Below are 19,423 nucleotides of genomic sequence, written 5' to 3' on the forward strand. Positions count from 1 at the left end.
GATCACCCCGGCCGCACTCCGATACTGTTCGTCAGCTGAGCTTGAGCTCCTGCAGCGGCTCGAACGCCGTGCCCTTGATCTCGTACGACCAGATGACGACGCGGGACGGGTCCACATCGCCGTTCTCGGCGAACTTGATGTACTTCGACACGCCCTGCTTGTCGTAGTTCTTCACGTACTCGAGGATCTCGGCGCGGGTCTTCTTGCCGTCCTTGAAGGCGTCCACGAAGATCTGCGCGGCGTCGAAGCCCTCAGCGCCGTACGAACCCGGCGCCTGACCGTAGGCGGCCTGGTAGTCGGCGGTGAAGGTGCCACCGGCCTTGTCGGCCGGGAGGCACGGGCAGGTGATGATGGAGCCCTCGGCGCCACCGGAGGCACCGGCCGGGAAGGCCGGGTCGTACAGACCGTCCGGACCGATGAACTTCGCGGTCACGCCGGCACCACGCATCTGGCGCACCAGCGGCGCGGCCTCACGGGTGTAGCCACCGTAGAAGACGAAGTCGGCGTTCGCCGCCTTGATCTTGGAGATCGTCGCCTCGAACTGCGACTGCCGCTCCTGGATCTTGTCGCTGGCGGCGACCGTGGCACCCAGGTTCTTGGTCAGCTCGGCGGTGATACCGGCGCCGTAGGCGCTGGCGTCATCGATCAGGAAGACCCGCTGCGCGTTCTGCGACTTCAGGTAGGTCGCCACGGCGCCCGCCTGGGTGCCGTCGTTGCCGACCACGCGGAAGAAGGACTTGTTGCCCTTCGCGGTCAGGTCGGTACGGGTCGCCGACGGGGCGACCATCACCAGACCGGCGGCCTCGTAGACCGGCATGGTGGCGTCCGACTCGCCGGAGAAGTGGCCACCGATGACCCCGAGGAACGAGGTGTCACCCGCGACCTGGTTGGCGACCGGGGTGGCCTGCGCCGGGTCACCCTGGGTGTCGAACTCGACCATCTCGATCTGGCAGTCGGCGTTCGCGTCGTTGTGCTGCTTGATCGCCAGCTTCGCGCCGTTCAGCGACGGCAGCACCAGACCCGCGTTGTCGCCGGTGAACGCACCGAAGATGGCGATCTTGCCACCGCAGTCGCCGGACGCGGTGTTGTCGCCGCTACCGCCGGCATCCTGACACCCGGCGGCGGCGACCAGCACCGCGGCGAGCGCGGCAGTACCCAGCGCCCTTGAATAGCTTCGCCTCACGGCTTCTGACCCTCCTCCAGAAGCAGGGCGGGCACCTGGCCGACGGCGACGACGGAGCACGGCCCGTCACCACCGACCCGGCAAGGGTGCCCCCTGCATTACGGCTCGTGATGGCGGAGCGTACCCACACTCATACGGTCTCGGAAGGGGCTGAGGCGGGGTCTGCGAAACCGTTACGAAGACGGCCTCGAATGCGGCCACTCCCGTAACAGGTCAATCCGCTGACCGGTCGTTAAGCCCCGCCGGTCCGCCAGCTGGGACGCTCGGCCCAAGGGCACCGGGGAGCCCCGAAACCCGCCCGAAACACTCGCCACGACCACGCGCCGTCACCGACCGAAACTACCGAGAGTAGTCGTGAGACTTCATTCCGGTTCGGCGTCCGACCGCCCCACCCACAACGACGTCCCTGCGCCGTCGTCGACCGCCAACCACCACCGCCCGCCAGCCGCCGTCAAACCCACCCCACGACCGGCACCGACCGGCGCCGCCACCGGCAACTCCACCGGCCGCCACCCCGCACCCCGGTCCACCGACAACCAACCGCCGTACCGCTCGCCGTCGGAGACCACCGCCAGCACCCGCCCCCCGGCGACGGCCAGGCCACCCACCGAAGGCACCCCGCCGGCCACCCCGCCGAACCCGCCCACCGCCGCCCAACCCGCCGCGTCCTGCCGCCACGCGCCGAACACCCGACCGCGCAACCCCACCGCCACCGGCACCCCGTCCACCAGGACCACCCGCTGCAGTTCCTCGTACTCCGCGGTGCCCGCCAGGACCGTGCGCCGCCACACCCGCCCGTCACCGGAGGTCCACACCGCCGGATCCCGGTCGATGCGCCCCGGCGCCAGGATCCCGCCCACCACCAACCACCCGGACGGCCCGGACACCACATCGAACGCCCACGTCACGCCCGCGTCGTCAGTGGCCAGCCCCGGCGCCCCCTCGACGATCGCGAACTCCGCGGCGTCCCGCGACACCCAGGCCGCCGCACCACTGGCCCGGTTGCCCACCATCATCCAGCCCGCCGCGCCACCGGCCAGCCGGGAGACGTTGACCGCCTTCGGCCCGCCGTACAGCTCGAACGACGCCGGCACCTCGACCAACGTGCCGTCCCCGCGCTGCCACCAGGTGCCCATCCGCGGGTTACCGTGCGCGCCGCCGACCTTGCCGCCGACCGCGGCGACACTCCCGCCCCGACAGCCGACCGAGAACAGCACGCTCTGCCGGCCGTAGTACGAATCCGCGACCACCGGCACCGACCGCCACACCGCACCGTCCAGACTGGACCACACCGCCGGCCGGGTCGCCCCGCCCGGATCCGCCACCGCACCCGCGGCGTACCAGTGCCCGGCACACGACACCAGATCGCGCAGCACCACCCGCCCGGACCCGGCCGGCGCCGGCAACTCCACCCGCTGCCAGTGCAGCCGCGCCGGCGCCGGATCACCATCGGATCCCCCGGGCGCCGGACAGCCGGCCAGCCCCACCGCCACCACGGCACACACCGCCGCCAGGAACCGCCGGCCACGAGCCCCACCCGGGCGGTACGCCTGCAACCACCGGGTCGACGCGGATCGCGAGGCGTCCATGGCGCCAGATGCTAGACCTCGGGCGACACCCGGGACACCCCCGCGCACCCGCCGCTGCGACGCGGACCGACGCCGGGTGATCAGGAAGCCGGCTGGGTTACCTCGCCGCCGGCGGTCTCGGCGAGAATCCGCTCGGAGACCTCCTTCATGGTCATCCGGTGGTCCATCGCCGTGCGCTGGATCCACTTGAACGCCTGCGGCTCGGTCATGTTGTACGTGGTCATCAGCGCGCCCTTGGCCCGCTCGACGGTCTTGCGGACCTCCAGCCGGTCGGTCAGCCCGGCGACCTCGGCCTCCAGCGCGGCGACCTCCGCGTAGCGGGACAGCGCGATCTCCACCGCCGGCACCAGGTCACTCTTCTGGAACGGCTTGACCAGGTACGCCATCGCACCGGCCGCCCGGGCCCGCTCCACCAGATCCCGCTGGCTGAACGCGGTCAGGATGATCACCGGTGCGATCCGGGCACCGGCGATCCGCTCGGCGGCGGCCAACCCGTCCATGATCGGCATCTTGATGTCGAGGATGACCAGGTCCGGCTTGAGCTCCTCGGCCAGCCGGACGGCGGTCTCGCCGTCACCGGCCTCGCCGACCACCTCGTAGCCCTCTTCGGCCAGCATCTCGGCCAGGTCCAGCCGGATCAGCGCCTCGTCCTCGGCGATCAGTACCCGCCTGCGCGCGGCATCCGTCTGCGTCTCGGCCACGAGCCACTCCCACCAGTCTGAGCCCCGACACCCGCGGTACCGGGTGTCGCCGTCCCTAGCGTAGTGGGTAACCTATGGGTCGACGCGACAGGCGTTGAGCGAGAATGTCCCCGTATTCCAATCGGTAGAGAAACGGAGCTCAAACCTCCGACAGTGTGGGTTCGAATCCCACCGGGGACACCGAAAACGTCATACCGCCCTCCGACGATAGCGCCGTGCACCCTCCCGATGTACGCGCCCGGGCGCGTGAGATGTATCTGGCCGGGGCAACCGTCGCAGTCGTCGCGCGCCGTGTCGGCCTGCCTCATGCGACCGTGCGCCAATGGTGCACGGCGCACGCCGAGCCGAAGATGCGGGGCCACCGCCTATCGCTGCTTCCGCTGCCAGGCGAACGTCGAGATCCCGGTGCACGACTACGCGTATCTGCTCGGCCGCTATCTCGGCGACGGGCATCTCGTGACCTCCGCACGGGTGCCGGTCCTTCGGATCTCGTGCACCAACGCCCTGGCCCGGCCTGATCGACGCCTGCGAGACGGCGATGCGGACGGTGCTCGCCACCAAGGTCCAGCGGGTCCGGCACCAGGGTTGCGCCAGCGTGCAGAGCCACGGGAAACACCGGCCATGTCTGCTGCTGCAACACGGTCCCGGCCGGAAACCCGAGCGGCCGATCGTCCTGGCCGACTGGCAGGAGCAAATCGTCAGGGCGGTCGCCGGTGATTTGCTGCGTGGGGTCTTCCATTCCGACGGTGCCCGGTTCGCCAACCGGTTCACCGTCCGGGGCAAGGAGTACGTCTATCCCCGCTACCTGTTCATCAATGAGTCCGCCGACATTGGGGCGCTCTGCCAGTGGGCACTCGATCTGCTCGGCATCGCGTGGCGGATGAACCGCCGCAACAGCCTCTCCATCGCCCGCCGCGAGGCGGTCGCCACCCTGGACCGGCACGTCGGCCCGAAGTCGTGACCGGCCGGAGCGGCGCGACGTGGCCCCGTACGCAGCGCACCGGGAAGGTGCTGGGAGGTGCTGGGCGAAGCGGCGGCCGGGTCAGCTACCCGCGAGTGCCCGGGCCAGGTCGGTACGCAGGTCCTCGGGGTCCTCCAGGCCGACCGAGAGCCGCAGCAGGCCGCCGTCGGGCCTGGCGTCACCTTCGACGGGACGGTGGGTCAGCGATGCCGGGTGCTGGATGAGGGTGTCGACGCCGCCGAGTGAGACCGCGTGGGTGATCAGCCGACAGGCGCCGGCGACGGTGGCGGCGGCGGGTGCTCCGCCGCGTACCTCGAAGGCGAGCAGGCTGCCGGGGCCGGACATCTGCCGGCCGACGAGCCCGGCCGGGTCGTGCAGGCCGGGGTGGTGTACCCGGGTGACGGCGGGGTGGTCGCTGAGCCAGGCGGCGAGTTTCTCCGCGCCGGCCTGCTGGGCGCGGACCCGCAGCGGCAGGGTCTGCAGGCCGCGGTGCAGCAGGTACCCGCCGAGCGGATGCAGGACCGCGCCGGTGAGGGCGCGGACCTGGCGCAGTCGGGTGGCCCATTCGGGGTCACAGGCGAGTACGCCGGCGAGGACGTCGCCGTGGCCGCCGATGCTCTTGGTGGCGCTGTGCAGGACGAGCCGGGCGCCGTGGCGGGTGGGTTGCTGGAGTACGGGGGTGGCGACGGTGTTGTCGATCAGCAGTGGCACGTCCCCGGCGGCGTCGGCGAGGGCGGCGATGTCGATCAGGTCGAGGGTGGGGTTGGCCGGGGTTTCGGCGATCACCAGGGCGGTGTCGGGGCGGATGGCGGCGGCGACCTCGTCGGGTCGGGCCCAGCTGACCTCGGTGCCGAGCAGGCCGGTGGCGAGGACGTGGTCAGTGCCGCCGTAGAGGGGGCGGACGGCGACCAGGTGGCGTTTGCCGTCGCGGGTGGCGGCGAGCAGGGCGGCGGTGAGGGCAGCCATGCCGCTGGCGAAGGCGACCGCCTCGGCGGTGTCCTCCAGTTCGGCGAGGGCGGTTTCGAAGCGGGCGACGGTCGGGTTCCAGAGTCGCTGGTAGACCGGGCTGGCGCCGGCCGGCAGGGTGCCGCCGGTGGCGAGGGTTTCGTACGCGTCGCCGCCGGCGTCGACCGAGGGCAGGGGGTTGGTGGTCGACAGGTCGATGGGGGGCACGTGGACGCCCAGGGCCGCGAGGTCGTCACGGCCGGCGTGCACGGCTCGGGTGTCCACGGTCATCATGCGGCAAGGATCGAACAACACGTCCAGCAGAGGCAATAGTTTCGAACATCATTCGCCATAATCCCTTTATGAGTCGGCCATGTTCGGTGGAGGATGGCGGCATGCCCCTTGCATCGAACGAAGTGCGGCCGTTCGCGGCGCTCGACGAGACCGACCGCGCGATCCTGGCCGAGTTGTCCGCCGACGGGCGGCTGCCGAACAACGCGCTCGCCGAGCGGGTGGGGGTGGCGCCGTCGACGTGCCTGGCGCGTACCCGGGCGTTGCGGGACAGCGGCGCGATTCGCGGGTTCCACGCGGAGGTGGATCCGGCGGCGGTGGGCCTGCCGTTGCAGGCGTTGGTGTCGGTACGGCTGACCGAGCACGCACGGGCTGCGGTGGACGCGTTCCGGGCCCGTTCGGTGCGGTTGCCGGGGGTGGTGTCGGTGTTCCACGTGGCCGGCGCGGAGGACTACGTGTTGCATGTCCGGGCCGCCTCGGCCGAGGCCCTGCGGGACTTCGTACTGGATCATCTGGCGGTGGATCCGGCGGTGCAGCACACCCAGACCAGCCTGATCTTCGAGCAGGCGCGCGGGTTGGGTTGATCACGTCGGGGTGCGGGTGGGAACAAGTCCGGCACGGGCCGGGTTGGGGTGCCGTGTGATCGACGTACCGTTGTCTGTTCTCGACCTCGCCCCCGTCGCGGCCGGTGCCTCCGCTGGTGAGGCGTTGCGGCACACCACCGAGTTGGCCCGGCGTACCGACGAGTGGGGTTACCGCCGGTTCTGGGTGGCCGAGCACCACAACATGCCGGCCATCGCCTCGTCGGCTCCGGCGGTGCTCATCGCGCACCTGGCGGCGCACACCAGCCGGATCCGGCTCGGGTCGGGCGGGGTGATGTTGCCCAACCACGCGCCGTTGGTGGTGGCCGAGCAGTTCGGCACGCTGGAGGCGCTGCATCCGGGGCGGATCGACCTGGGTATCGGTCGGGCGCCGGGTACGGATCAGGTGACCGCGTTGGCGTTGCGCCGGACGATGGAGGGGTTGTCGGCCGAGGGTTTCCCGCGGGAGTTGGCGGACCTGATGGACTACTTCGACGCGGACGGGTCGGGGCGGATCACGGCGACACCGGGGCGGGGTCTGCGGCCGGCGGTGTGGTTGCTGGGTTCCAGTGGGTTCAGTGCACAGTTGGCCGGCGCGTTGGGGCTGCCGTTCTCGTTCGCGCACCACTTCAGTGGGCAGCACACGGTGCCGGCGTTGGCGTTGTACCGGCAGAGTTTCCGGCCGTCGCGGTGGCTGGAGCGGCCGTACGCGATGGTGGCGGTGAACGCGGTGTGCGCGGAGACCGACGAGCGGGCCGAGTGGTTGGCCGGGCCGGCCGGGTTGTCGTTCCTGCGGCTGCGTTCGGGGCGGCCGGAGCCGCTGGCCACGCCGGAGGAGGCGGCGGCGTACCCGTACAGCGATCTCGAGCGGGAGTTCGTGGCGCAGCGGCGGGTGGGGCAGGCGACGGGTTCGCCGGAGACGGTGCGGCGGCAGTTGGGCGAGTTGCTGGCGCGGACCGGTGCGGACGAGTTGATGCTGACCACGATGGTGTACGACATCGCCGACCGGGTGCGTTCGTTCGAGCTGATCGCCACCGAGGTGGCCGAGGGTCTGCGGGGCTGAGCGGAGTCGTGACCCAGGGGCGTCCGGGCGTGGTGTCCCAGGTCACAGCGGTTCCGGTGGCACGAAACACGATCTTCACGATGGCGTCACCCTGGCGACGCGGACGGCGCCTAACTTTATATCCGGTGGTGGTACGGCACTCCCCGGTCGGGACGGGTCGGGGGTGCCGCGGTGTGGGGCACCGGGTCGCAGTTGTGCGGATTCCGCGATTGCGGCCCGGTGCCTTTTCCCATTGTTCCTACCGGCTTCGCCGGCTCAGGTCAATGTAGGCGGACGCGTGGATATCTGCCCGCGCCGCTGGGGCCCGGGCGCCGATGGCCACCGGTCCCTTGCCACCACGCTGACGGTTTGGTCGACTTCCCCGGTGACGTCGCACATGACGCCGGAGCAGTTCCGGCAGGCCGGGTACGCCGTGGTCGACTGGATTGCCGACTACTGGGCGTCGCTGGCCCAGCGGCCGGTGACCTCCCAGGGTCCGCCGGGTGCGGTGGCTGCCGGGTTGCCGGCGGGGCCGCCGGCCGGCGGGGAGCCGGTCGAGGCCGTACTGGCCGATCTGGACAAGCTGGTCGCGCCGGGGCTCACCCACTGGCAGCATCCCGGTTTCTTCGGCTACTTCCCCGCCAACACCAGCGGTCCCAGCGTGCTGGGCGACCTGGTCAGCGCGGGACTCGGCGTGCAGGGCATGCTCTGGTCGACCGGGCCGGCCTGCACCGAGTTGGAGACGGTGATGCTGGACTGGCTGGCGGAGGCGATGGATCTGCCGGCCCGGTTCCGGTCCGCCGGTCGCGGTGGTGGGGTGATCCAGGACTCGGCTTCCTCGGCGACCCTGGTGGCCACCCTGGTCGCCGTACACCGGGCCGCCGGTGGGCGCTGGCGCGAGGTGGGTGTCGACCGCCGGTACCGGGTGTACACGTCCACGGAGGCGCACTCGTCGGTGGAGAAGGCGGCCCGGATCGCGGGGCTGGGGGCCGAGGGGGTACGGCTGGTCGAGGTCGATCCACAGAGCCGGGCCATGTCGCCGGTGGCGTTGCGGGCGGCGATCGAGGCAGACCGGGCTGCCGGTGTGGTGCCGGCCCTGGTGGTGGCGACCGTGGGCACCACCTCCACCACGGCGATCGACCCGCTGCCGCAGATCGGCCCGATCTGTGCCGAGCACGGGGTGTTCCTGCACGTCGACGCGGCGTACGCGGGGGCGGCGGCGGTCTGCCCGGAGTTGCGGTTCGGGCACGCCGGTCTGGAGTACGCCGACTCCTACTGCTTCGATCCACACAAGTGGCTGCTCACCGGTTTCGACTGCGACGCGTTCTGGGTGGCCGACTCGACGGAGTTGGTCGAGGCGCTGACCGTGTTGCCGGAGTACCTGCGTAACGCGGCGTCCGAGTCCGGTGCGGTGATCGACTACCGGGACTGGCAGGTGCCGTTGGGGCGGCGCTTCCGCGCGCTGAAGCTGTGGTTCGTGCTGCGCTGGTACGGCGTGGAGGGGTTGCGTGAGCACATCCGTTCCGGGGTGGCGTTGGCCGCCCGGTTCGCCGACCGGGTACGCGCCGACGAGCGGTTCGAGTTGGTCACGCCGCACCCGTACGGCCTGGTGTGTTTCCGGTTGCGGGGTGCGGACGGGCCGAACGAGCAGCTGTTGTCGGCGGTCAACGGCAGCGGTCGGGTGTACCTGACGCACACCCGGGTGGCCGGCCGTTACACGCTGCGGCTCGCCGTCGGCGCACCGCAGACCGCCGAAGCCCATGTCGACGAGGCGTGGGAGTTGCTGTCGCGGGTGGCGGAAACGGTCGGGTGATCCGGCGGCGCGCTGGTTCAGCGCCCGGCGGACGCGGCGGTCAGCGGTCGGCGCCGGAGAGGGCGCCGACCGGCGTGGTGGGCTCCTCGGTGGGCAGCGCCACGGAGCCGGCCGGGTCCGGATCGGTCGCGGGTACCTCGGTCAGGGCGGCGTCGACGAGCGCACGCTGGCGACGGGCACGCAGCACGAGCCGGACGGCCAGCACCAGCGCGGCGATCCAGCCCGCGGCCAGCAGCAGGTAGACCAGCACCGGCAGGGAGCCGCCGAGGTCGGCGCTGCGCATCAGCACGCGGGCGTTGGTCAGCACGATCACGCCGCCGACCGCCGCGCCGAGTAGTTGGGCCGGGACGATGCGGACCAGCCAGGCCGCGATCGGGGCGGCGATCAGGCCGCCGATGAGCAGGGCGAGCACGATCGGCAGCAGGAAACCCTCGGTGCCCAGTCCAATGAGGAAGCCGAGGCTGGCCGCGGCGGCGACGAGGAACTCGGAGGTGTCCACCGAGCCGATCACCTTGCGTGGCTCCATCCGCCCGCTGACCAGCAACGCCGGGGTGGCGACGGGCCCCCATCCCCCGCCGCCGGTGGCGTCGACGAATCCGGCGACCAGGCCGAGCGGTCCGAGGAAACGGCCGCGCAGCCGGCCGGCGGCCGGGCTGCGGCGCAGCGGTCGGGAGAACCGGATCAACAGGTACGCGCCGAGCGTGAACAGGATCGCGGCCATCCACGGTGCGGCGGTCTCGGTGGAGAGTGCGCTGAGGAAGGTGGCGCCGGCGAACGCGCCGACGGCGCCCGGGATGGCGATCCGGAACACCACGCGCCAGTCGACGTTGCCGAAGCGCCAGTGCGCGGCGCCGGCGGCGAGGGTGGTGCCGATCTCGGCCAGGTGCACCGAGGCGGACGCGGCGGCCGGGGCGACACCGACCATGAGCAGCAGCGTCGAGGAGGTCAGCCCGTACGCCATGCCGAGTGAACCGTCGACCAACTGCGCGGCGAGCCCCACCAGCGCGATGACCAGTAGCTTGCGCACGGCCGCCCCCAGACTTTTAGGCAACTCCTATCGACTTGGTCGACAATGCGGTATGGGTGGGCCCGCGGTCAAGTGCCTGATCGGTCAGTGAGACGACACCCTCGGGTCACCTGTTCGAGCGCCCCGCGACTCGCACCGCACCGCCCGCGCACCGCACCGCAACTCGCACCACCCGCGCACCGCCCGCACCGCGCCCGCGCTTGTCCCGCCCCGCCGACGCCCGGACAAGCCGGCGGTCCGCCACGTCCGGCCCGGGCGGGCGGTGCTCCAGATGCGGAACGCGGGTCAGGTCCGGAACGCGGGTCAGGTCCAGGCGCGGGGGTCGGCCACCAGTTGGGTCACCCGCTCGGGCAGTGTGCCCTGCGCGACGTCGGCGACCGTGACCAGTTCGAGGATCTGCCGTTCGCTGGCGCGCAGGGCGATCCAGACGTCCTGCAGGGCGCGGGCCGCGCCGTGGTAGCCGAGGTGCTCGGGTCGTTGCCCCCGGATGTGGGCCAACGGACCGTCGATCACCCGGATGACGTCGGCCAGGGAGATCTCCTCCGCCGGGCGGGCCAGCCAGTAGCCACCCTCGGGACCCCGTTGTGCCTGCATGATGCCGCCTCGGCGCAGCTGGAGCAGGATGCTCTCGAGGAACTTCGGGGGGATTTCCTGGGCTCGGGCGATCTGGTCGGCGGTCACCGGCCGGCCGCGACCGGAGCCGGACACCGAGGCCAACTCGGTGACCGCTCGAAGGGCATAGTCCACCCGGGCGGAGAGACGCATGTCGGACAGGCTAGTCGGCGTGTCACCCCACCCGGACGATCACCCCTCCTCCGGTCGGCCCGGAACCGGCGGCAGGGTGTCGACCGGTGGGGGCGGACCGGGCACCGACGCGGCGGAGCGAGCCGGCGGCTAGGCGCCGACCCGGCGCAGCAGACCCTCCTGGACGGAGCTGGCGATGTGCTGCCCGTCGACGGTGAACATCCGGCCGGTGGCCAGGCCCCGGGCGCCGGAGGCCGACGGGCTCCAGCAGTCGTAGAGGAACCACTCGTCGGCGCGGAACGACCGGTGGAACCACAGGGCGTGGTCCAGGCTGGCGCCGACCACGCCGCCCGGGCCCCAGACCTCGCCGTGCACCGAGAGCACCGAGTCGAGCAGGGTGAGGTCGGAGGCATAGGTCAGGGCGCAGGCGTGCAGCAGCGGGTCGTCGGGCAGCTTGCCGTCGATGCGCATCCACACCCGCTGGTGCGGGTCGGCGGGCCGGTCGCCGGGGCGTACCCAGCCGGGCTCACCGACATACCGTACGTCGATGGGGCGCGGGATCTGCCCCCAGATGCCCAACCGCTCCGGGTAGCGGGCCAGCCGGTCGGACATGGTCGGCACCTGCTCCGGCCCGGGCACGTCCGGCGGGACCGGGGCCTGGTGGTCCAGCCCCTCCTCCGGTCGTTGGAACGACGCCGACATGAAGAAGATCGGCTTGTCGTGCTGTAGCGCCACCGACCGGCGTACCGAGAAGGACCGCCCGTCGCGGATGTTCTCCACCTCGTACTGGATCGGTTCGGCGGGATCCCCGGGCCGCACGAAGTAGCCGTGCAGCGAGTGGACCACCCGCTCGGGGTCCACGGTCCGGCCGGCGGCGACCAGGGCCTGACCGGCGACCTGGCCGCCGTACACCCGCTGGGGCCCGACCGGGGGGCTCATCCCCCGGAACGACCTGGCGCCGGTGGGCGCCAGGTCGAGAACCTCCAGCAGTTGGTCGACGGCGGCCTGGCCGACGATCGCCTGGCCGTCACTCACTGCAGGGCCCGCGCCGATGCCGCGTCGACCAGCGAACCGAGCTGGTGTACCCGCAGGGTGTTGGTGGAGCCAGGGGTGCCGGGCGGGCTGCCCGCCACGATCACCACGTAGTCGCCGGGGTTGCCCCGGTTGAGGCCGAGCAGCGCCTGGTCGACCTGGCGGAACATGTCGTCGGTGTGCTGCACGAAGGGCATCAGGAACGTCTCCACGCCCCAGCAGAGGGCGAGCTGGGAACGCACCTCGGGCACCGGGGTGAAGGCCAGCAGCGGCAGGTCGCAGTGCAGCCGGCTGAGCCGGCGCACGGTGTCACCGGTCTGTGAGAAGGCGACCAGCGCCTTGGCCCCGATGGCCCGGGCGATCGAGGACGCGGCGACGGTCAGCGCACCACCGTGGGTACGCGGGTCGTGCTGTAGCCGGGGCACCAGGATCGAGCCGGCCTCGGTGGTGGTCACGATCTTGGCCATGGTGCTGACGGTGAGCACGGGGTACTTGCCCACGCTGGTCTCGCCGGAGAGCATCACCGCGTCCGCGCCGTCGAGCACCGCGTTGGCGACGTCGGAGGCCTCGGCGCGGGTCGGCCGCGAGTTCTCGATCATCGAGTCGAGCATCTGGGTGGCCACGATGACCGGCTTGGCGTTCTCCCGGCAGAGCTGCACGGCGCGCTTCTGCACCAGCGGCACCTCGTCCAGCGGCAGTTCGACGCCGAGGTCACCGCGGGCGACCATGACGCCGTCGAAGGCCAGCACGATCGCCTCGAGATGGTCGACCGCCTCCGGCTTCTCGACCTTGGCCAGCACCGGTCGGTGCACGCCGACCTCGCTCATGATCGCGTGGCAGAGCTTGATGTCGTCGGCGGAGCGGACGAAGGAGAGCGCGACCAGGTCGACGCCGAGGCCGAGCGCGAAACGCAGGTCGTCGGCGTCCTTCTCCGACAGCGCGGGCACGCTGACGTCGACGTTGGGCAGCGAGACGCCCTTGTTGTTGCTGACCGGGCCGCCCTCGGTGACCAGTACCCGGATGTCGTTGCCGGTGACGTCGGTGACCTCGACGGCGACCCGGCCGTCGTCGATCAGCAGCCGGTCACCCGGCTTGACCTCCTGCGGCAGCTTCCGGTAGGTGCAGGAGACCCGCTCCTTGCTGCCCACGACGTCGTCTCCGGTGATCACCACGGAGTCGCCGGTGCGCCACTCGTGCGGGCCGTCGGCGAACCGACCGAGTCGGATCTTCGGTCCCTGCAGGTCGGCGAGGATCGCCACCGGCTGGCCGGCCGCCTCGGACGCCTCCCGGACCAGGCGGTACACCGACTCGTGGTCGGCGTGGCTGCCGTGGCTGAAGTTGAGCCTCGCCACGTTCATGCCGGCCTCGACGAGCCCACGGATGCGCTCGGGCGACGAGGTGGCGGGGCCAAGAGTGCAGACGATCTTCGCGCGGCGTGTCACGCCCATCAGGCTAGTCTCTCCTCCAGGTCGGACCACGGGCCGACCCCTTGCGCAAAGCGGAACAATTGTCCAACGGCAGGCGGCATGTGCACGCAGCCGGCGGGCGGTACCGCACCGGACATCGAGTGGCGGGCGACAGCGACCGCGCGCCGGGAATGGTACGCCCCCGGCGCCAGGGTGCGCCGAGCCGCTCCGGGTCGATGACCGAAGGCGACCATGCGGCCACCTATCGAAGGAGTTCCGTCGGAGCTCAGCTCTCCATCTTGACCAGCGGAAACTCCAGCGAGCCGGCCGGGCAGAGGAACGTCATCACGTCCACCCGGTAGAGCCCGGCCTGCACCGCCGGGTCCGCCTCCATCACGCTGCGCACATCGTCGACCGAGCCGGTCCGGGCCAGACCGAACCCCAGCGGCGGGTCCGGCTCCCGGGCGTCGTTGCCGTCCACCGCGCCGGCGACCAGGATGATCCCCCGCCGCTGCAACGCCTGCATGTGCTCGGCGTGCTCGGCCTGCAGCTGCCGAATCGTCTCGGGTGGCAACGAACGCCCGGCGGTGCCGGGATACAGCACGATGCACTCGTAGGTGTCGAGCGCGAAGTCGAGGCGTGGCTCCGTGGCCATGAGGTTCCCTTCCGCGGGGCGACGGCGCGGGGCGGCGGCGCGCGGGGCGGCACCGTCCAGCCTGCCACGAAACGGCAGCACGTACCGGACGCTCCGCCGATCCGGCCCGGGTCGCGTCCGCCCGCCCGCGAACCGGCCGCCCTCACGAGGGCGGATCCGGCGCACAGGGGGAACGTGTACCCGCAGATGACCGGATCGGCCGCCGACGGCACGCGACGCGATAGGAATGAGCCATGACAAGCAACAGCGACACCCGCCCCGCCAAGGCCGCCGGCAGCTATCGGATCGGCGGCGACCTGACCGTCGACCGGCTCGGCTACGGGGCGATGCAGATCACCGGGCCGGGCGTCTGGGGCGACCCGAAGGATCCGGCCGAGGCGGTACGGGTCCTGCGTCGGGCCTACGAGCTGGGCGTGACGTTCATCGACACCGCCGACTCGTACGGGCCGTTCGTCTCCGAACTGCTGATCAAGGAGGCGCTGCACCCGTACCCCGACGATCTGGTGATCGCGACCAAGGCCGGCCTCACCCGCGGCGGCCCGGGCGACTGGCGCCCGGTGGGCCGCCCGGAGTACCTGCGCCAACAGTGCGAACTCAGCCTGCGTCACCTCGGCCTGGACAGCATCGGGCTCTACCAGCTACACCGCATCGACGCGAAGGTGCCGCTGGAGGACCAGCTCGGCGAGCTGGCGCTGCTGCGCGACGAGGGCAAGATCCGGCACATCGGGCTCTCCGAGGTGACCGTCGAGCAGATCGAGCAGGCTCGCCGGATCGCCCCGATCGTCTCCGTGCAGAACCTCTACAACGTGGCCAACCGGCAGGCCGAGGAGGTGCTGACGTACTGCGAGGACAACGACATCGCGTTCATCCCGTGGTTCCCGATCGCCACCGGCGACCTGGCCCGACCCGGCGGCCCGCTGGACAAGATCTCCGCCGAGCACGGCGCCACGCCCGCCCAGCTCGCCCTGGCCTGGCTCCTGCGTCGCTCCCCGGTCATGCTCCCCATCCCCGGCACCTCGTCGGTCGCCCACCTGGAGGAGAACGTCGCCGCCGCCCACGTCGACCTGACCGACCCCGAGTACCAGGCCCTCTCCACCGCCGCCTAGACCCCACCCGCTCGGCCCTCCCAGCCCCCGTCCCCTCCCCCGCCCGCTCGGCTTGTCGATCTTGCACTTTCGGTCGCCGAGATGACCCTTCAAGCGGCATTCATCACGTCAGCAAGTGCAAGATCGACGAGGTGGAGGGGTGGGGCGTGGGAGGGAGAGGGGGGTGGGGTCTAGAGGGCCAGGCAGGAGGGGTTGATGGGCTGGTCGCGGAGGGCCTGGCGGATGATCGAGTACGTGGTGCCGTCGATGACCAGGCCGAGGTGACCGACGACACGCAGCGGGCACCTGGACTGGATCAGCACGTTGGTCGCGCCGTCGGCCAGCCTCGCGTTGTCGACCGGGCGGACCAGTTCGTCCTGCCAGGTACGTACCGTGGTCCAACGGACCTGACCCGGCGTGTCGTCACCGGCGTTGAGCGCGGCCAGGAACGACGAGCCGATCGTCATCTGCTGGCACGCGACAATGCCCGCGCAGCTGCCCAGACCGAGGAACGCGACGATGTTGGCCACGTACGTGCCGTACTGCGGGGTACCCAGGCTGACGTAGCGCCCGACAGCGTCGCCGCCGCCGAGATTCTTGATGTAGTAGCGGCTGACCAGGCCGCCCTCGGAGTGGGCGACCAGGTCGACCTGCGCCGCGCCGGTGGCGGAGCGGACCTGCCCGACGAAGCCACGCAGGCTGGCGGCGGAGACGGTGATGTCGCCCAGCCCAAGCTGGGGCAACTCGTAGATCCAGACCTGGTAGCCGTCGGCGCGCAGCCGGGCGGCGAGCGGCTCGTACACGGCGGCGAAGCCGCTGAGCCCGCCGACGACGATGACCGGGTTCGCACCGGCGAGCGCGCGTAGTGCGTCGTCGACGCCGCCGACCGGCGGCGTCCCGGTGGCCGCTGCCGCCCCGCCGCCGGGCGGAGTGACTGCGACTGGAGTGACTGCGACCCGGTCGGCAGCAGGGGTGTCGGCTGCCCGGTCGGCGGGCGTGGCCGCGGCAGCGACCGGGGCGGTCAGGACGGCGGCGAGGGTGAGGGCGAGAACGGGGACAGCCTTTCGGAGCAGCATCGCTGCACCTCCCATGGGGGGGAGCCCGGGGTTGCCGGGGTGGAGGTGGGTGTGTCCGATCGACCGTGCAACGATAATGCCCGCAACAATCTAGAAACGTCAATGAAAAAGTTACGCGCGAGTAACTCGCCCCGGGTGACCGACCGCGCCGACCGACGGCGCACAGACGACCGACGGCGCACAGACGACGGACGCCGCACGCACCTGTCGGGTACGTGCGGCGTCCGGATCGGCCCGTGCGGTGCACCGCCGACGTCGCGCCTCGGCTCCCGGTCCGGCGGGCGAGGTCAGCCGGCCGGGGTCGCCTCCGCCGGTTCCGGTTCGGGGCGCGCCGGGGCGTTCTTGACGTACGTCGGGTGCAACTGCACCGGCTGGCGCTCCTGCTCGCGGCGTTGCCGCGCCCGTACCCGCAGGTTGAGGAACTCCACGAAGATGGAGAAGGCGATCGGGCCGTACACGTAGCCCTTCGGGATGTGCTGCTCGAAGCTCTCCGCGATCAGGCTCGCCCCGATGATCAGCAGGAACGACAGGGCCAGCATCTTGACCGTCGGATGCTGGTTGACGAAGGCGCTGACCGCACCGGCCGACACCAACATGATGACCATCGCGATCACCACGGCGGCCACCATGATGGCCAGCTCGTCTACCATGCCGACCGCGGTGATCACCGAGTCGAGCGAGAAGACCACGTCCAGCACCAGGATCTGCGCGATGACCGAACCGAAGGAGACCACCTTCTTGTTCGACCGGCCGTGGTCGGCACCCTCCAGATGCTCGTGGATCTCGTACGTCGCCTTGCCGACCAGGAACAACCCGCCGAGCAGCAGGATCAGGTCCCGCCCGGAGATCTCCTGACCGAGCACGGTGAACAGCGGCGCGGTCAACCCGATGATCCAGGACAGCGAAGCCAACAGGAGCAGTCGGGTGATCAGGGCGAGTGAGATGCCGATCGTCCGGGCCCGGGCCTGCTGGTGCTCAGGCAGCCGGCCGGACAGGATCGAGATGAACACGACGTTGTCGATGCCCAGCACGATCTCCAGCAGGAGCAGGGTCGCGAACGCGATCCACAGCTCGGGACTGGTCAAGAATTCCATTCCATCCTCGACTTTCAGATCGCCGCCGGGTTGGCACCCGGAACCATCGGCCGATCTGCGCACGCATGGCGTACCGCGCCGCCCGCCCGCGCGCAACCCCGCCCCGCGCACAACCCGCCCGACACACCCCGCGCACAACCCCGCCCGCGCGCCTCTGCGCGACCCGCACCCGCGCACAACACCGCCCACGCGCCCGTGCGCGACCTCGTCCCGTTCGGCTGCGCGCCACTTGCCCGGCGACGCCGCGCGCCCCGAGTACCGGCAGCCGAGGCGCGCGGCGTCGGTGGCGCTCGACGATGGACGTCGGGGAGAGCTTCGCACCATCGAACGAAGTGGTTGCGTACAGATGTTCAGATTGGCGCAGCGAATCTCCTACAATCGTAGGAACAGATCTCGCGTAACCCTGGTGACCGCCTGGCCGCGACGACGGCCGAATGGGGCACAATAGCCACGGGGAAGAGCCTCCGACGGTTTGGTCGGCAATAATTGCGGAAAACTTGAGATTCGAATCTCCGCCGAAAGAGAAGACGACACGACGGCCGGGGTAAACGGCGCGACATAGCGCGCCTCCGCTGTTCCGACATTCGCCATCAAACGGTGCCCGATCCAACAGCGATCCATTGCTAGGCGCACTCTCCTGTGCTTAGGTGGCGAGCTAGATCCACCCGATCACTGTGGAGGGCTTTCCATGCGTCAAGCTATGCCGACAGCGTCACCAAGTCGGGTCAAGCGCCACGTCGCGGTCGCCGCCGCGCTACTCATCGGCATCCCCGGGGTAGCGGTTTCGCTCACTGGGCCGGCCGCCGCCCAACCGCTCGAGTCGCACTGCGGAAACGAGACCGGGAACAAGTCGGTCCAGGGGTTCGTCAGCCATGAGGAACTCGGCCGGAGCCTGCGGCAGATCGAACAGTCCAGCAACGGCACGGTGCGTGTCGACGTCGCCGGCTATTCGAACCACGGTCGCGAGATCTGGACGGCTCGGGTCGGCGAGGGCGACACCGTCGTCATGGTGCAGAGCCAGATCCACGGCAACGAGATGCACGGCACGGCCGCCCTGCTCGACACCCTTCGCACGTTGGGCAACAACTCGAAGCGGTCGGCGGAGATTCGCAAGGCGGTCACGATTGTCGCCGTACCGAAGCTCAATCCCGACGGCAGCGAACTGGTGACTCGGCAGAACGCGCGGACCTGGAGCGACGTGGTCGCCGACTTCCCGCAGCTCGCCGGGGCGCGAACGGCCTGGAACTACAACACCCGACTCGGCGGATTCGATGTGAACCGGGACTTCAACCCCAACCTCGACTACGTGCCGCAGGCGGGTGACTTCCCGGGGAACAGCGCCTCCACGGGCTGGTACATCACTCCGGAGGCGCAGACCGCCCGGGACGTGTACCGTGCGCTGGAGCAGGAGTTCGGGACGGTCGACGTCTTCGTCGACCTGCACAACCAGGCCGCCTGCTACACCGGCGTGGGAATGGACGACTACACCACCCTCTCCATCTCCGGGCGCTTCATCACGAACCCCGCCCAGCACGGCGACTGGCCCAAGTTCGACTACGACGCGTCGCGCCGGGTGAACGTCGCGGTATACGACGCCCTCCAGTCCGGGAACTCGCCGCAGAGCAAGGTGACGCTCTACCCGCAGAACACGAACCTGCCCGGTACCGCGCTGGGTTCGTTCGCCCTCCGGGGCAGCGCGACGATTCTGTTCGAGACGCGTGGGCAGACGCAGTCCTGGGGCCAGAAGCAGCACGGGATGCTGACCAAGCAGGTCGAGGACGGCCTCTTCGGAATCATCGACTCGATCACCGACGGGACGCTGAACGACATCGACCCCGAGCGGTACGAACTCATCCCCGAGCGGATGAACGTGCCGCGCAGCTGACCCCTGTGCGCGCCGTTGTCGCCTCGGCCCCGATGGCCGGGGCGACAACGGTGCTAGACGAGTAAGTCCGAAGTCTGGTCAGTGGTCGTAGGGGATCAGGGACTTGGTGGTGGGCTGGCCGGTGGTCCGGTTGTGCTAGATCGCGGCGGTCTTCGCGAGGAGGCGTTGCGCGATGCGTGCCGCGACGCCTTCGATGCTGCGTCCGCCGTGTTGTTCGAGGTCGAGTTGGCCCTTGAGGGTGTCGTTGACGGACTGGATGAGCTGCTGGATCGGTTTGAGGAGGTGTTCGTCGGGGCGTGGGGTGCGGTTGCGA

18 protein-coding genes, 1 tRNA gene and 1 pseudogene are annotated in these 19,423 nt (G+C 70.7%); 8 read left to right on the forward strand and 12 right to left on the reverse strand.

Going from position 1 to position 19,423, the window contains the following annotated elements:
• Window positions 1–31: 31 nt before the first annotated feature.
• From D2L64_RS18285 to D2L64_RS18295, 3 genes are all read right to left on the reverse strand, one after another.
• Entirely contained in the window at window positions 32–1,183 is a 1,152-nt protein-coding gene (locus tag D2L64_RS18285; protein WP_119578146.1) for a branched-chain amino acid ABC transporter substrate-binding protein, read from the reverse strand.
• A 362-nt stretch (window positions 1,184–1,545) separates the two neighbouring features.
• Entirely contained in the window at window positions 1,546–2,772 is a 1,227-nt protein-coding gene (locus tag D2L64_RS18290; RefSeq protein WP_119578148.1) for a hypothetical protein, read from the reverse strand.
• Window positions 2,773–2,852: 80 nt separating this feature from the next.
• Window positions 2,853–3,473: an ANTAR domain-containing response regulator gene (locus D2L64_RS18295; RefSeq protein WP_119578150.1), complete on the reverse strand. Its 621-nt coding sequence runs from the start codon at window positions 3,471–3,473 to the stop codon at window positions 2,853–2,855.
• A 106-nt stretch (window positions 3,474–3,579) separates the two neighbouring features.
• Here D2L64_RS18295 and D2L64_RS18300 point away from each other — a divergent pair.
• The 3 genes from D2L64_RS18300 (at window position 3,580) to D2L64_RS27950 (ending at window position 4,434) form a co-directional block, all read left to right on the forward strand.
• Window positions 3,580–3,653 (forward strand) — tRNA-Leu (locus tag D2L64_RS18300).
• Between the two features lie 71 nt (window positions 3,654–3,724).
• Entirely contained in the window at window positions 3,725–3,991 is a 267-nt protein-coding gene (locus tag D2L64_RS27945; protein WP_233559015.1) for a hypothetical protein, read from the forward strand.
• Window positions 3,992–4,011: 20 nt separating this feature from the next.
• Window positions 4,012–4,434, forward strand: a complete 423-nt coding sequence (locus D2L64_RS27950; protein ID WP_233559016.1) for a hypothetical protein — start codon at window positions 4,012–4,014, stop codon at window positions 4,432–4,434.
• 81 nt (window positions 4,435–4,515) lie between these two features.
• Here D2L64_RS27950 and D2L64_RS18310 read toward each other — a convergent pair whose 3' ends face one another.
• On the reverse strand, window positions 4,516–5,673 hold the full coding sequence (locus D2L64_RS18310; RefSeq protein ID WP_407663132.1) for a trans-sulfuration enzyme family protein: 1,158 nt from the start codon (window positions 5,671–5,673) through the stop codon (window positions 4,516–4,518).
• 101 nt (window positions 5,674–5,774) lie between these two features.
• On the opposite strand from D2L64_RS18310, the gene D2L64_RS18315 reads away from it, so the two are divergent.
• The 3 genes from D2L64_RS18315 (at window position 5,775) to D2L64_RS18325 (ending at window position 9,106) form a co-directional block, all read left to right on the forward strand.
• The gene (locus tag D2L64_RS18315) at window positions 5,775–6,254 is read left to right on the forward strand and encodes an Lrp/AsnC family transcriptional regulator (protein WP_119578152.1); all 480 of its coding nucleotides are present in this window, start codon (window positions 5,775–5,777) and stop codon (window positions 6,252–6,254) included.
• A 55-nt stretch (window positions 6,255–6,309) separates the two neighbouring features.
• Window positions 6,310–7,314 carry an LLM class flavin-dependent oxidoreductase gene (locus D2L64_RS18320; RefSeq protein WP_233559017.1) on the forward strand — a complete coding sequence of 335 codons (1,005 nt, stop codon included), beginning with the start codon at window positions 6,310–6,312 and terminating at the stop codon, window positions 7,312–7,314.
• Between the two features lie 364 nt (window positions 7,315–7,678).
• Complete coding sequence (locus D2L64_RS18325) at window positions 7,679–9,106, forward strand: pyridoxal-dependent decarboxylase (protein WP_233559018.1); 1,428 nt, start codon at window positions 7,679–7,681, stop codon at window positions 9,104–9,106.
• A 40-nt stretch (window positions 9,107–9,146) separates the two neighbouring features.
• On the opposite strand, the gene D2L64_RS18330 is transcribed toward D2L64_RS18325, so the two are convergent.
• From D2L64_RS18330 to D2L64_RS18350, 5 genes are all read right to left on the reverse strand, one after another.
• Window positions 9,147–10,133 (reverse strand): sulfite exporter TauE/SafE family protein, encoded by a 987-nt coding sequence (locus tag D2L64_RS18330; RefSeq protein WP_119578158.1) that lies wholly within the window; start codon window positions 10,131–10,133, stop codon window positions 9,147–9,149.
• Between the two features lie 303 nt (window positions 10,134–10,436).
• The gene (locus tag D2L64_RS18335) at window positions 10,437–10,898 is read right to left on the reverse strand and encodes an RrF2 family transcriptional regulator (protein WP_119578160.1); all 462 of its coding nucleotides are present in this window, start codon (window positions 10,896–10,898) and stop codon (window positions 10,437–10,439) included.
• Between the two features lie 129 nt (window positions 10,899–11,027).
• Complete coding sequence (locus tag D2L64_RS18340; RefSeq protein ID WP_119578162.1) at window positions 11,028–11,912, reverse strand: acyl-CoA thioesterase; 885 nt, start codon at window positions 11,910–11,912, stop codon at window positions 11,028–11,030.
• Window positions 11,909–13,357: a pyruvate kinase gene (gene pyk, locus D2L64_RS18345; RefSeq protein ID WP_119578164.1), complete on the reverse strand. Its 1,449-nt coding sequence runs from the start codon at window positions 13,355–13,357 to the stop codon at window positions 11,909–11,911. The genes D2L64_RS18340 and pyk overlap by 4 nt, the downstream gene beginning before the upstream one ends.
• 244 nt (window positions 13,358–13,601) lie before the next feature.
• The gene (locus tag D2L64_RS18350; protein ID WP_119578166.1) at window positions 13,602–13,970 is read right to left on the reverse strand and encodes a YciI family protein; all 369 of its coding nucleotides are present in this window, start codon (window positions 13,968–13,970) and stop codon (window positions 13,602–13,604) included.
• Between the two features lie 233 nt (window positions 13,971–14,203).
• Between D2L64_RS18350 and D2L64_RS18355 the strand changes: the two genes are divergently transcribed.
• Complete coding sequence (locus D2L64_RS18355) at window positions 14,204–15,076, forward strand: aldo/keto reductase (protein WP_119578168.1); 873 nt, start codon at window positions 14,204–14,206, stop codon at window positions 15,074–15,076.
• Window positions 15,077–15,246: 170 nt separating this feature from the next.
• On the opposite strand, the gene D2L64_RS18360 is transcribed toward D2L64_RS18355, so the two are convergent.
• Together D2L64_RS18360 and D2L64_RS18365 are read right to left on the reverse strand one after the other, a co-directional pair.
• Complete coding sequence (locus D2L64_RS18360; RefSeq protein ID WP_119578170.1) at window positions 15,247–16,131, reverse strand: esterase/lipase family protein; 885 nt, start codon at window positions 16,129–16,131, stop codon at window positions 15,247–15,249.
• A 287-nt stretch (window positions 16,132–16,418) separates the two neighbouring features.
• A complete protein-coding gene (locus tag D2L64_RS18365) occupies window positions 16,419–17,225 on the reverse strand; it encodes a TerC family protein (protein ID WP_119578172.1) in 807 nt (268 codons plus the stop codon).
• 700 nt (window positions 17,226–17,925) lie between these two features.
• Between D2L64_RS18365 and D2L64_RS18370 the strand changes: the two genes are divergently transcribed.
• The gene (locus tag D2L64_RS18370) at window positions 17,926–19,110 is read left to right on the forward strand and encodes a M14 family zinc carboxypeptidase (protein WP_119578174.1); all 1,185 of its coding nucleotides are present in this window, start codon (window positions 17,926–17,928) and stop codon (window positions 19,108–19,110) included.
• A gap of 135 nt (window positions 19,111–19,245) precedes the next feature.
• Here the strand turns inward: D2L64_RS18370 and D2L64_RS28610 are convergent.
• Window positions 19,246–19,423 (reverse strand): annotated as a pseudogene (locus D2L64_RS28610) (IS982 family transposase); the annotation flags it as partial.

Source organism: Micromonospora radicis (assembly GCF_003583405.1).
Classification (GTDB): Bacteria; Actinomycetota; Actinomycetes; order Mycobacteriales; family Micromonosporaceae; genus Micromonospora; species Micromonospora radicis.